We start from the raw sequence: 13,498 nt of genomic DNA, 5'->3' as shown, positions 1-13,498 counted from the left end.
CCCTAAAAGTCCGTGTTGCTGGAAAAGTGGAAGTTTTCAATTTTAAGCGCCGGAGTGACAAAGCCGCCTCCAAAAAAGCCCTGTGTCAATTTATGGCTGTCTCCGACCATGACGACGCGAGAAAAGGCTTCCAAGATGCTTTCGGTGAACCTGAAATTTTTAAGCGCTTTTGTCGTTTTACCTTTCTCGATTAGGAACAGACCGTCTCTGGTCATGCCCGTAACGGTTACTCTCATAGGGTCGAGCATATTGGTGTAGTGGAATCTTGTCACAAGTATTCCCTTTTCTGTTGATTTTATCATTTCTTCGATTTTCGAGCTGCCTTTCGAAACTTTGAGAGCTCTGGGAAAAGGACCATGGCTGTTTGGCTGAGGTAGAGAATGCCCTGTAGATTCTGTCAGGGCTATAGCGGCGGTTTTTCTGTCATGAACAACGGCTTTTGCCACTCCGTTTTCTATCAAAACAACTTTTTTTGTCTCCAGTCCTTCAAAATCAAAAGGGCAAGCCTTGAAGAGATCATCGTTGACGTCGTCCGTGATTGTGATTTTTTCATCCATTATTTTCTTTCCCAATTTCCCGCTCATGAAGGATCTGTTTTCGACAAAAGAAAGGCCTCCTAATCCTCCAAAACCTAGAAAAGCTATAAGATCAGCGACCGCAGCCGGTTCGAGAATAACAGTGTATGGACCGGGGGGAAGTGTCTGTAAATTTCTGCTGGCGTCGGCTTTTTCAACGGCTTTTTTTACAACTTCTTCCACAGCTTTCTGGTCGAATTTCGAAGATGAAAAACTCGCCCATCCGGAGCCTTCTTCGTTCATAACCGAAAGTGAAAGTGAAAAATGACTGCGTCTGTTCTCACGCCACATCCCTTTATTGGTCGCTATTACAAGCCCCGAGCTGCCATTTCTCAAAAAGCCAGCCGCTTGCATACCTTTTTTCCCGGCTTCGCTCACACATCTATTAACGATTTCGGTCCTCATTGAAGGCTCCATCTCCGCTGTTTTTTTATCGTAAGCGGAATCGACTGTCAATTCGTCGTCTTTGTCCAGCAAAGGTAAAAGGTCGCTGTCGTCTTTGGCGAATTTATTTATCTCCAGGGCTTTTTTTCTCATTTTTTCGAGATTTTCAACCGATAAATCGTCGGATGAAACAGCTGACGTCTTTTTCCCCTCCAAAACCCTGAGCTTGAAATAGATACTCTCGTTTTTCACATTCTGGGTTATCGAGTTGTTAGAGAACCTAGTCGAAGCATTATTCTCCGAATAAATTATTATTTCTGTTTCTACTCCGGCAGATTTTGCCAGAAAATCCTTGATCTTCTGCTTATCTATCATCTTCCCTCCTTCATTTATCGGAAATCCAGATCATTTCTTTGTTCCGGATAAGGATAAAACCAAACGGCTTCAATGCGCAATGGACAAAAATCTCCAGATAAAAATACAAAACTATTCCTTCTTGAAAACAATTCTTGATGAGCGCTGAACTTGAGAAACATTATACCAAAAAAATCATCTGTTTCATAACAATACTTGGCACATAACTGGTTTCTAAATAACATCGTTGAAAATTGCACCATACTGCTGCAGGGCTGATTTTTTTCTTTTCAGAGACGAGTTTTTTTTGACATAATTTTAGTACATACATATTGAAGAATCCTGCACTTGGCTGTTAAAAATCCTCTATGCATCTTCTCTCCCTCGACCAAAACCTTTACAATTACGTTGACAAGACATACCGCAAAAATATATTCTTTTTTTTCTCAGGAGGAAATCATGGATATAAAAATACTCAAAAAAGCCGGCGATCAGAGCATAAATAATCTGAACGCAGAAAACTGGCCTCAGTGGTCTTGCGGTATTGAAACTTTCGATTGGGAATACGATGAAGACGAGACCTGCATTTTTATCGAGGGAAAAGTAAAAATCCAATACGGAGACAACCAGGAAGTCGAAATTGAAGAAGGAGACGTCGTTACATTCCCCAAAGGCCTTAAGTGCACATGGGCTGTAGAAAGACCGGTCCGTAAACTATACAAACTCGGATAAAATGAATTTCGACTCAATGATAAAATCCCTGGCAGACTTTTGGGCATCAAAGGGTTGTTACATCGCTCACCCCTATTCTAGTGAAGTCGGAGCGGGGACATTCAACCCTTTCACTTTCCTGTTCTCTCTCGGTAAAAAACCCATAAAAATCGCATACCTTGAAATATCGAAAAGACCGAAAGACGGTAGATACAACGAAAATCCCCTGAGGTTTCAACAGTTCACACAGTTTCAGGTCCTGCTTAAACCGGCTCCTCAGGACGTCAGGTTTCTCTATATAGAGAGCTTGAGGAGTATCGGTATAAAGACAGATGAACACGATATCAGATTTGTCGAAGACGATTGGGAGTCCCCGACCCTCGGCGCTCAGGGATTGGGTTGGGAGGTCTGGCTTGACGGCATGGAAATCAGCCAGTTCACTTACTTTCAACAAATGGGAGGTCTTGAACTTGACGTTGTGTCCGCCGAGTTGACATACGGCATGGAGAGAATCGCACTGTTCTCACAGAAAAAAAACAGGGTTCAGGAATTATCTCTTTCAGAAGATTTGAAGTGGGAAGATATCTACGGCAGATCAGAGAGTGAGTGGTGCAAATTCAATTTTGACAGAGCTGACACAAAACTTCTTCGCGATATTTTTGAAATATACGAAAAAGAATCATTCAGGCTTTTAGAGGAGAATCTTGTTTTTCCCGCCTATGACTACGCCATAAAATGTTCCCACCTTTTCAACCTGCTCGACGCGAGAGGCGTTATAAGCCCCGACGAAAGAGCTGCTTACATAGCAAGGATAAGAAAAATCTCGAGAAACGCGGCGAAAATATACGTCGAAACTGAGAAAGAAAATGAATAAAGACCTCTTGCTCGAATTATATTTTGAGGATTTCCCAGCGTCTTACCTAAGATTTTTTTCCGATGAATTCAAGACAAAAACCGAATGTTTTCTCAAAAAAAACAACCTCGCGTTTTCTGAAATTTCTGTTATGTACACTCCGAGACGACTCGCTTTAATAGTCAGGGAACTCGCTGTTAAAAAACCTGACAGCGAAATTTTAATAAAAGGACCTTCCGTCGCGGTAGCGTTCGAGAAACAACTTGACTGCCATGAAAAGACATTGAAAAACGGCAAACCGACAAAAGCCCTTGAAGGATTTCTCAAAAAAAACGGCGCGAAAGCGACTGAACTTTTCGTAGATTCCGGCGAAAAGGGAATATTTTTGTTTCTCAAGAAGTTTCAGGAAGGAGAAAAAACAGAAAGCATCCTTTCGTCTTGGCTCCCCGAAGCTCTCAGAACAATCAAATTCCCAAAGACGATGAAATGGGAAGCGTCCGGTTTTCGCTTCCCCAGGCCGCTCAGAAACATATTGTTCATATTCGGTGAAGATTTGATACCAGTCGAAATTGCCGGAGTGAAATCAGCCAAAACAACAGTAATATCTCACACAAGAAGAGACGATTTCGCAAAAGTCAATCCACGCGACTACAAGGAAGCGCTGAGAGAGAAAAAAATTATCGCCGACCACGAAGAGAGAAAGAAAACACTCATAGAACTGCTTGAAAACAAATCCATGCAATTAGGCGGAAAATTGATAAGAGATGAAGACCTGATCGAGGAAGTCGCCGATCTCGTCGAGTACCCGGTTCTAGTCGAAGGCAGACTGCCGGAAGAATACATGACTTTGCCTTCGGAGATTATCATCACCGCTCTAAAAAGCCATCAAAGGGATTTTTCAATTGCCGGGAAAGACGGTTCTCTTATGCTCTACTTCTTGTATGTAGCCGACGGTATATCGGAAAGAGCTTGTGAAAACGCTGTCAAAGGCAACGAGACAATTGTGGGCTCAAGGCTTGAAGACGCTTATTTTTATTTCGCCGACGATACGAAAAAACCCTTTACCTCCTTTTCCGAAAAACTCTCGGAGATGACTTACATGAGAGGGTTGGGAACTTTACAGCAGAAGACAGAAAGGCTGAAAGAACTTGTCCTACTGATAAAAGACTTCTGCCGGTCTGAAATAGACATCGAAGCCCTTAAAAGAGCTTCTGAACTCTGCAAATGCGACATGGCGACTGCTATGATAAGAGACGGAAAGGAATTCACTTCCCTTCAGGGTGTGATCGGGAGTTATTACGCTCTAAAATCCGGTGAATCTGAAAAAACGGCTGAAATAATCAGAAACCATCTTCTCGAAATTTCAGATCCTGTTTTTTCGGACGAATCACAAATACTTGGCATGGCTGACAAGATGGATCATCTCTGCGGTTTTATTTCAATCCTTGGAATACCGAAGGGTTCAGCTGATCCCTACGGTTTGAGAAAATCCGCGAATTTGATAATTCAAATCTCCTTGGACAGAAGCTGGCATATAGACTTTGAAGGTTTACTGAAGAGAAATCTCGGTCTTTACGCGAATCAGGGGCTGGCGGAAAATACGGAAGATACTTTCAAAAAGGTCTGCGAATATTTTTCATCGCGTATAGAGAGAGCACTGAGAGACCGAGGAATAAGGTACGACATCGCTGACGCGGCAATAGCAGTCTCTGGAAACGACCCCTTGAAGGCTTTTGAAATATCCTCAGCTCTATCGGAGTATAGGGAACAGAAGAACTTCATAGACCTCGTAATCGCCTCGAAAAGAACAGAGAGAATACTCGAAGATTTCAATTTTAAAGCCTCCGTGGACGAAGGGATTTTCGAATCAGATTACGAAAGAGAGCTCTTGCACTCATTCAAAAAGATAAAACCGGAAGTAGAAAAGTTTCTCGGCGTAAAAAATTACACATCGGCAATGGACAGGCTTCTCGATTTAAAAAAACCGATAGACAATTTTTTCGACAACGTGATGGTCAACGTTGAAGACGAATCAAAGATGATAAACAGAAAAGCTCTCTTGTCCGATATATCCAATTTTTTCAAAAGAATAGCCGACCTGAGCAAAATCGTGATAGAGGGAGAAGAAAGGGACAGGACTTCTTAGGTTTTATCCTCCAGTTTGCTTTTTGACGATTCCTTCTATGTAACTTACGTTTGCCTGATGAGGAAGGGTCAAAACACCCTTGCCCTCGTTTTCTTCATTCCACAGAGAAGCTGTTTTCACCGCGTTCTCGTTCATCGCCCAGCTCCTTCTCGCGACACCGCAGATCACATCCCAACTCAGAGCCGATCTGATTATAGCGTCCTTTTCGACCGAACCGTCGAGGACAAGTCCAAAACCTCCGTTGCTGGCCCTTCCTATGCCCACTCCCCCTCCGTTTGAAAGCACTGCAAGGGTCATGCCTCTGGCTACGTTTCCCGCAAAAGACTGTACCGACATTTCGGCGGTGTACCTGCTTCCGTCGTAAATATTCGCTGTCTCTCTTAAAGGAGAATCCGTTCCTGAAACATCGTGGTGATCTCTACCGAGGAGCACTGGTCCTATCTCGCCGTTTTTTATCATTTTATTAAACAAAAGAGCAATCTCCATCCTGCCTTTTTCATCCGCGTAGAGAATCCTCGCCCTGCTGCCTACGACAAGATTGTTTTTCATGGCGTCCCTTATCCAGACCCAATTGTCCCTGTGAAGAGAAGAGAGCTTTGGGTCAAGGCAAGACATGGCGGCCTTGTCGGTTTTTTCGAGGTCGGAATTTTCCCCAGATAGGCACACCCACCTGAAAGGGCCAAAACCTCTGTCAAAACAAACGGGTCCCATTATGTCTTCGACATAGGAGGGCCATATAAACCCATCCGTCATATCCCTTTCGTTTTTCGATATCTCCTTTTGCCCGGCTTCGAAGACGGAAGCCATAAAACTATTGCCGTAATCCCAAAACCGCGAACCCCTGTCCGTCAGTTTTTTAATGGCTGAAAAATGCCTTTTTAGCGACTCGTCCACTTTTTCTCTGAAAACAGAAGGATTATTTGAGAGAAGTTGCCTGCCTTCAGAAAATGTCAGTCCAACCGGCGTATAACCGCCTTCGTAGACAGCGTGGCAGGAGGTCTGGTCGGAAAGAAGCTCTACTTCAATATTTTCTTTTACGCAGTATTCAAGTAGATCGACGATGTTACCGTGATAAGCTATAGAAACAGGTTTTTCAGACTTTCTGTGTTTCTCTACTTCAGAAAAAACATTTTTAAGATCGCCGGTGACGATTTTAACCCAACCCTGTGAATGTCTGGTCCGGATTCTCGACTCATCTACTTCAGCGATTACACCTATACCCCCGGCAATCTCAACAGCTTTTGCCTGAGCGCCGCTCATGCCTCCAAGCCCTGAAGACAAAAAAAGGATTCCCGACAGGTCCTTATCCTCCGGGATATTCAGATACTTCCTTCCGGCGTTGAGAAGGGTGATGTAAGTTCCGTGAACTATTCCTTGGGGGCCTATATACATCCAGCCTCCCGCGGTCATCTGTCCATAGTTTGAAACTCCGAGTGACGCCGCCCTGTTGAAATTTTCGACATCGTCCCACTGGCCCACTAGAAGACCGTTTGTAGAAACGACTCTTGGAAGCGATTTTTTTGAAGGAAACAGCCCCAGCGGGTGACCTGACATAACTACGAGAGTCTGGTCGTCTTTCATAAAGCTGAGGTACTTTTTTATCAGATTGTACTGCATCCAGTTCTGACAAACCTGCCCCGTCTCTCCATAAGTGACCAACTCGTATGGATATAGAGCTACGTCGAAATCCAAATTGTTGTCGATGTTTAACTGAAGAGCCCTCGCTTCGAGTATCCCCTCGTATTCATCGACGCTTCGGGCTTTAATCTCTCCTTCGGGTCTGAACCTGTATCCATAGATTCTGCCCATGGTCAGAAGTTCTTCAAGAAATTCATGGGCGAGTTCTTCGTGATGCTTTTCCGGTATATAACGCAAAGCGTTGATCAAAGCTCTGTCAATTTCCCGCCCTTGTAGCGGCATCTTTCTTTTTGGGGCTCTTCTTATACCGGTTTTGAAATTTTTCCTGGACGGCAATTCTTCAAAAATATGGGTAATTGAGTTCTGTTTGGAATTCTTGTCGGACATGTAAGCCTCCATCGTATTTTTTATTTTTTTAAAAGGTCGGACAACACGGCGCTGAGTTCTTCTAATTTATAAGGTTTAAGTATTCTCCCGTCAAAGCCATAATTCCAAAACCTTGACAGGACAGGATCGTCGGAATAACCGCTTGAGACTATGCCGATAGCTTTTTCGTCTATATTTTTTATCAGTTTTATGGTGTCTTTTCCGCCTTTTTCGCCTGGAACAGTCAAATCAAGAATCACAGCGTCGTACCTTTCGCCATTTTTAACTTTTTTATCGTACAGTTTGACAGCTTGATCTCCATTGGAAGCGACATCACACTTGTAGCCAAGATAAGAAAGCATATCTTTAGCGATTTCTCTTATCATTATCTCGTCGTCCATCACGAGAATGTCCCCTTTTCCGAATACTATATTGTTAGTCTTCTCGTTTACCATCTCGTCGCTATGCGTCGCGGGTAAGTACAAGTTGAAGACGGAGCCTTTGTCTTGTTCGGAATATACGGTGATATGCCCCCCGTGATTTTTGGCAATGGTAAGGCATATCGAAAGCCCGAGACCGCTTCCTTTTTTCTTTGTCGAATAGAAAGGATCGAATATCTTGTTTAAATTTTCCGGGGATATTCCAACGCCCTCGTCTTTAACAGAAATTTTGACGTAATCGCCTTTCTCCAATGGCAGAGTCGAAAAATCATCGACTTCTGAATTAACCGCTTCAATTATGATTTTACCACCTGAAGCCATAGAGTGATCGGCGTTTATAACTAGGTTGTTTATCACTTGGCTAAGCTGTCCAGGGTCAGCTTCAACATTGAAAAGGTCGTTCTGAAATTGAAAAATACATTTGGATTTTGAACCTGTCAGAGCGAAAGTCGCCGTCTCTTCAATCAGACTCTTCAACGAAACGACGTTTTTTACCGGCGCTCCGCCTTTTGAGAAAACGAGAAGCTGCGTAGTGAGTTCTCTTGCCCTGTCTATTGCCTTTTCGGCTTTTTCAAGAAATTTAATTTTCGCTTTTTCTTCCGGAACAATTTTCGCCAGCGAAATATTCGCCAATATTCCCGCCAACATGTTATTGAAATCGTGAGCGATGCCTCCGGCGAGAATACCTACCGTTTCGAGTTTGTCGACTTTTGACAGTTCCTGTTCGATTTTTATTTTTTCCGTCACATCCCTGAAAACGAGCACTACTCCTATTATTTTTCCGGATTTGTCCTTTATCAAAGCGGCGCTGTCGGCGAGTATTCTCTCTTGACCTTCCTTGGAAATAAGGACCGCGCCTTCTGTTAAATTGGCTATTTCACCTGACTTTATAGCCCTGTCCACTGGATTTTCAATGGATTCCCCCCCCATTTTATCTACTATGCAAAATACTGCGTCGACATTTCTTCCAACTGAATCTTCCTCTCTCCACCCGGTGAGTTTTTCCGCCACGGAGTTCATAAGGACTACTTTACCGTTCATGTCCGTCACGATAACTCCGTCGCCGATGGATTTCAGAGTCACAGCCAACCTTTCTTTTTCGGAGTTGAGGTTTTCTTCGGTCTCTTTGATGGCGGATATATCCATCATCATTCCAGTCAGCGCTTTTCCGTCGAAATAGACGTTCAGAAGGGTTCTTTTCAATTTACTCTTTTTTGTCCTTAAATCAATTTCCCAGTTTTTGAGTTTTTTCACACTATAAATATTTTCAAAAAACGCTGATGCGCCTTCGGGTTTGACGTAGAAGGAAGAAATATTATGCTTTAAAAGTTCGTCGGAAGAGTCACAGTCCAAGATCTGAGGCATGGCTTCGTTGGCAAAAATAAAATTTCCATTTGTATCCATAATGAAAACGCCTACAAGTGAATTATCGACGATGTTTCTGTATTTGTTTTCAGATTCTTCAAGAAGTTTTTTCGTCTTCTCCTTCTCAGTGCTCTCATAAGCCAAAGAAGCTATATCAGAAACAGAACCGACAAAATTTTCATCTTCATCCGTCCACTCGACGTAATCTCCTGCGTTTTCAAATGTGATGACCCCTATTACACTGCCTTCAGATCTGATAGGCGCGTCGAGAATTGAGTATATGTTCATGTTTTTGCAATATACATCGGCTAATTCAGAGGTTGATGTTTCTGAATAAACGTCTTCGACCGCGAGTGTCCGGTTTATCTCGATGTAATTAAAATAAAGGGGGCAATCTTCAGTCTTTATCGAAAATCCTTTTTCAAATCTTCCTCTGGTTTTGTCATACATTATAAAGCAGACAAGCATGGTCTGGTCTTCGTTGTAAAACCATATACTCGAGTGTGAGACCTTGAGAGCGTTCGCTGTTTTCTCGAGAAGAAGAGCGTAGTATTCCCATAAATCCTCGCTTGTCATCCTTATCAGATCGAGCAAAACTTCTTGAAATATTTTCGCCTTGACTGCCTTTTCTTTTCTTTTGTCTTCTTCGATTTTTTTCTCGGTGATATCTTCAGTCATTATGACGACTCTGTCGACGTACCCTTTTTCATCGAGGATAGAATAGAAATAGTGGGATATCCAAATCGGGTCGCCTCCTCTCGGCCTTTTGACAAAAAGCTGAGGGATATACAGAGATCCTCCGTTTTTATACAGATTTTCAACCTCGGTAAGCCAGTCGCTCAAATAAGAGTCCTTGTAGTCCAATTTCAATTCTTTCCTGTCTTGTCTATCTTCATCAATCTGTATATCGTTCATGTTCCACAAATTTTTCCATCTCTCGTTGAAAAAAAGGAGTTTTCCCCTGCTGTCTCTGACGGAAATCCCTATGGGTGAATTTCTTATTACCGCGTTTGCCATTTCGGAATTAAGAATCTCTTCTCTACTCGACCTTGTAATGGAGTCGAGCATCAAATTTATATTTAGGCAAAGTTTTGATATTTCGTCTTTACCCTTGCAATCCAGCCTCTTTTGTTCAATTGGCTTAACGGTGAGGTCTTCAGCGAATTTGGATAAAGTTGAAATTTTCCGCAGAATATAACGGTCTATGAAGATACTCGTCAGCAAAAAAAAAACAAGACAAAAAACCAAGTCGAGAAAAAGAAGAGGGAATATGTTGTTAAGCAAAAAAAAGAATAAAAAAGACGCCAAAGCAAAAATTGTCAGCGTCAGATGAGTTTTGGTTCTCAAAGACATATTACTATTTTTTAATTATATTTTACAGGATTTATCAGTTTCGTAAAACAAAGATTTTTACATTTTATAGATTTTCAATTTCAAACCAAGAACCTTTTAAGCTTTCCATTTATATCAAAAACACCTCCGGTTAAAGCATTTTTAAAAGGCATTTGTGTATTTCCCGCTTAAGATAAGAAAAACGGTCGTTGATATCAAGCGGAGTATTTCCTTTCATAGTCAGAACGAGATCCGAAAATGAACCCGATCCAGAAAATATTCGCAAAAATTTTCTGATTGATTGTCCTCTTTCTGCACCTTTCAAAGCAAAAATTTCATCTCCAAATGATCTGATAGCGCTCGCCCAGCTAGTTTCTCCGAACTTTTCAAGAAGAATTGCAGTCTCGCATATAAGAGTTTCAATATTCTGTATTTTATCCATTTTTATAAGTTCTCATTTTGTAAATTTTAAAATTCGCAGGGCATATCTTTCATCAAGATATTGAAAACTTATAATTATAATGTTTAAAAAAATGTAATCCCGTCAATTACTCTTTACATGGCAAATGGAAAATATTAAACTTCAAGCTGGAAACATGACCAAGCATAAGTTTAATAGCAAAGAGAAAAGTTACAAAAAACCAGTAATAATTTATCAATTATTCGGTAAAATTGTAAAATTTTTCGGAATCTGGTTCGGATTTACATCAATTTATTCATCACTTTCGGTATGTCCTTTCTGTGGAAAGCCCGGTTGTCCTGTCGGTATAGCCTCTGCTGGTTTAGCTGGTTTTTTGCTGACCTTTTTCCTTTTAGACCGCAAAACTTTTTTCCGAAAACTCATCGAATTTGTCTGCCGGTCAAAATTCTGTTTTCAATCCAAGCAAATTCTTGAACCTAAAAAGGAGCGCGATATGTTTTGCAATCAATGTCAGGAAACTGCCAAAAACACAGGCTGCACTGTAAAAGGAGTTTGCGGAAAGACCGAAGAGACTTCCAACCTCCAGGATTTGCTCGTTTTTGCCTGTCTAGGACTTTCCTACGTCACGCTTGAAGCCAGAAAAAACGGCATCGACACCAACTTAGAAAGCAGACACATAGCCAATTGCCTTTTCATGACAATTACCAACGCGAATTTCGACGATAAATCCATCGTCTTTGCTATAAAGGAAAGTTTGAAATATCGCGAAAATTTAAAATCCCGCTTCAAACCGACCGCCACGCACGATTCAGCTTCATGGACAGCGGAATCTGAAAACGAATTCTACGAAAAGGCTAAAGAGGTGGGGATTCTGACCTACGACACTGATGAAGACATAAGAGGACTCAAGCAATACGTTTTGTTCGGAATCAAAGGCATGGCTGCTTACACGGAACACGCCTTTCACCTCGGCTTTGAAGAAAATGAAATCTACGATTTCATAGAACAGAGTCTGGTCATGATTACAAAACAAACGGATACGCAAAACGCGCTCAACTGGCTCGTCAAAACCGGCGAATACGGCGTAAGAGCAATGGCTTTGTTGGACAAGGCGAACACCACCGTCTTCGGAGATCCCGAAATCACAAATGTCAATATAGGCGTCGGGAAAAATCCGGGAATTTTAGTCAGCGGACACGACTTGAAAGATTTAGAGCAATTGCTTTTACAGACCGAAGGAAAAGGTATTGACGTCTATACTCATTCCGAGATGCTTCCGGCCAACGCTTATCCAAAACTGAAGAAATACAGACATCTGGTAGGCAACTATGGAAACGCATGGCATCGTCAATTAGAGGAATTCGAAACATTCAACGGCCCAATACTTTTCACAACAAATTGTCTGGTCCCGCCGAGGAAAACAACGACATACAACGACAGAGTTTTCACCACAGGCGCCACAGGAATGCCCGAGTGGAAACGGATTGATAAAAAATTGCCCAACGGACACAAGGATTTTACCGAGATCATTGAAAAGGCAAAAACCTGCCACCCTCCAACAGAAATTGAAAACGGAGAAATAACGATTGGGTTCGCTCACAATCAGGTGATGGCTCTCGCCGACAAATTAATCCAGGCGATAAACTCAGGGACGATAAAAAAATTGGTCGTCATGTCAGGGTGCGACGCAAGACAGAAATCACGCGAGTATTACACGGAATTTGCTCAAAAACTGCCCCAAGACACTGTTATTTTGACATCAGGTTGCGCAAAATACCGTTACAACAAATTAAACCTGGGGAATATCGGCGGTATCCCGCGGGTCCTGGACGCCGGACAGTGCAACGACAGTTATTCCTGGGCTTTTGTGGCGTTGAAGTTGAAAGAAGCTTTAAAACTCGACGACATAAACAAACTTCCCGTTGTTTTCAACATCGCCTGGTATGAACAAAAAGCGATTATCGTCCATCTCGCTCTGTTGTACTTGGGAATAAAAAACACCCATATAGGGCCCACCCTTCCCGCTTGGCTTACGCCCAATCTTTTAAGGACAGTTCAGGAAAAGTTCGGAGTTCAGACCATTAAGACAGCCCAAGAGGATATGAAGATTTTCGGATTGGAATAACCTCAAGTAATAGAAATTGCTCAGAACAACTGTCTGAAATCTCAATGAAGGGGATATGAGAGAACAGGTCACACGACAAGACCTGGCACTAATCATAAGAATATTTAACACGAAGCGTGTTAAAGATCTGCTTTACCCCTACACGAAGGATAAATTGTAAACAATTCATCTTCACGAAGTTTGAAAAATAACAAATTGTAACCCCTCCTTAGAATGATTGTTTTAATTAAATGATTATAAATCTCGCTGTTTTTCAATTGAAAGATCTGGCTTAGCGAAAGGCGAGTAAATTTTTTCAAAGCTTTTTCAGTGTTTGAGTTTGTCAGGTAAAATCATATCAAAAATCATCAAAGTTAATGATTTGAAACTGCCTATAAATCATAAGCATTGAAGTCTAACCCAATGAGTGGTACGAAATATCTTATTAACAATTTTTCTGGATAGAAATTGATATCTGTATATTGCATTATTCATAATTCATTTTCTGCTCCCAAAACACTCCATACATCTGAGTTAATCCCGGCATATTTCAGTTTTATCTTGCTGGGAATTTATGTTTCTCTGGCGATATACCATCTCATGGTATACTGGGGTAGACCCGAAGACAAAAACAATCTCAGATATTCACTTCTGATATTTTCATTCATATTGTTTGTCATCCAAATAATGCTCCTTCCGGAGTACGATCCGAAATACCGCCTTTTCCCTTTGGTTTTCAGGATTGCTTCAGAAAATATTACGGTAGAATTTTTAATCTTCTGCTTTTTATATTTCATATATTACGCCCT

The 13,498-nt window shown here is 41.8% G+C and carries 9 protein-coding genes; 5 read left to right on the top strand and 4 right to left on the bottom strand.

The annotated features are described in order from the left end of the window. Nucleotides 1-2: 2 nt before the first annotated feature. Nucleotides 3-1,334 (bottom strand): TldD/PmbA family protein, encoded by a 1,332-nt coding sequence (locus JXL83_04335; GenBank protein MBN2363341.1) that lies wholly within the window; start codon nucleotides 1,332-1,334, stop codon nucleotides 3-5. A 438-nt stretch (nucleotides 1,335-1,772) separates the two neighbouring features. Here JXL83_04335 and JXL83_04330 point away from each other — a divergent pair, with 438 nt between their 5' ends. Genes JXL83_04330 through JXL83_04320 form a run of 3 tightly spaced genes read left to right on the top strand, consistent with a single transcriptional unit; the run spans nucleotide 1,773 to nucleotide 5,023 of the window. After that, nucleotides 1,773-2,045, top strand: a complete 273-nt coding sequence (locus JXL83_04330) for a cupin domain-containing protein (GenBank protein MBN2363340.1) — start codon at nucleotides 1,773-1,775, stop codon at nucleotides 2,043-2,045. Between the two features lies 1 nt (nucleotide 2,046). Then, complete coding sequence (locus tag JXL83_04325) at nucleotides 2,047-2,898, top strand: glycine--tRNA ligase subunit alpha (protein ID MBN2363339.1); 852 nt, start codon at nucleotides 2,047-2,049, stop codon at nucleotides 2,896-2,898. Then, nucleotides 2,891-5,023, top strand: a complete 2,133-nt coding sequence (locus JXL83_04320) for a glycine--tRNA ligase subunit beta (GenBank protein MBN2363338.1) — start codon at nucleotides 2,891-2,893, stop codon at nucleotides 5,021-5,023. Before JXL83_04325 ends, JXL83_04320 begins: the two co-directional genes overlap by 8 nt. A 3-nt stretch (nucleotides 5,024-5,026) precedes the next feature. Here the strand turns inward: JXL83_04320 and JXL83_04315 are convergent, their stop codons facing one another. The 3 genes from JXL83_04315 to JXL83_04305 form a co-directional block, all read right to left on the bottom strand. Further along, nucleotides 5,027-7,048 (bottom strand): urocanate hydratase, encoded by a 2,022-nt coding sequence (locus JXL83_04315; protein ID MBN2363337.1) that lies wholly within the window; start codon nucleotides 7,046-7,048, stop codon nucleotides 5,027-5,029. 20 nt (nucleotides 7,049-7,068) lie between these two features. Beyond that, complete coding sequence (locus JXL83_04310; protein ID MBN2363336.1) at nucleotides 7,069-10,179, bottom strand: PAS domain S-box protein; 3,111 nt, start codon at nucleotides 10,177-10,179, stop codon at nucleotides 7,069-7,071. Between the two features lie 136 nt (nucleotides 10,180-10,315). After that, nucleotides 10,316-10,606 carry a hypothetical protein gene (locus tag JXL83_04305; protein MBN2363335.1) on the bottom strand — a complete coding sequence of 97 codons (291 nt, stop codon included), beginning with the start codon at nucleotides 10,604-10,606 and terminating at the stop codon, nucleotides 10,316-10,318. 472 nt (nucleotides 10,607-11,078) lie between these two features. Between JXL83_04305 and hcp the strand changes: the two genes are divergently transcribed. Together hcp and JXL83_04295 are read left to right on the top strand one after the other, a co-directional pair. Then, nucleotides 11,079-12,710, top strand: coding sequence for a hydroxylamine reductase (gene hcp, locus JXL83_04300; protein ID MBN2363334.1), 1,632 nt, complete (start codon nucleotides 11,079-11,081; stop codon nucleotides 12,708-12,710). Nucleotides 12,711-13,250: 540 nt separating this feature from the next. Then, nucleotides 13,251-13,498, top strand: a 248-nt coding sequence (locus JXL83_04295) for a hypothetical protein (protein MBN2363333.1), incomplete at its 3' end; no start/stop codon positions are given.

The sequence above is a fragment of the candidate division WOR-3 bacterium genome (assembly GCA_016934535.1).
GTDB lineage: Bacteria > SDB-A > SDB-A > SDB-A > SDB-A > JAFGIG01.
This window is presented reverse-complemented; position numbering and strand designations above follow the sequence as displayed.

What these genes read in the sequence shown, in the direction of transcription:
- JXL83_04335 (MBN2363341.1), bottom strand. Translation starts at nt 1,334, where the DNA reads ATGATAGATAAGCAGAAGATCAAGGATTTTCTGGCAAAATCTGCCGGA.
- JXL83_04330 (MBN2363340.1), top strand. Translation starts at nt 1,773, where the DNA reads ATGGATATAAAAATACTCAAAAAAGCCGGCGATCAGAGCATAAATAAT.
- JXL83_04325 (MBN2363339.1), top strand. Translation starts at nt 2,047, where the DNA reads ATGAATTTCGACTCAATGATAAAATCCCTGGCAGACTTTTGGGCATCA.
- JXL83_04320 (MBN2363338.1), top strand. Translation starts at nt 2,891, where the DNA reads ATGAATAAAGACCTCTTGCTCGAATTATATTTTGAGGATTTCCCAGCG.
- JXL83_04315 (MBN2363337.1), bottom strand. Translation starts at nt 7,048, where the DNA reads ATGTCCGACAAGAATTCCAAACAGAACTCAATTACCCATATTTTTGAA.
- JXL83_04305 (MBN2363335.1), bottom strand. Translation starts at nt 10,606, where the DNA reads ATGGATAAAATACAGAATATTGAAACTCTTATATGCGAGACTGCAATT.
- hcp (MBN2363334.1), top strand. Translation starts at nt 11,079, where the DNA reads ATGTTTTGCAATCAATGTCAGGAAACTGCCAAAAACACAGGCTGCACT.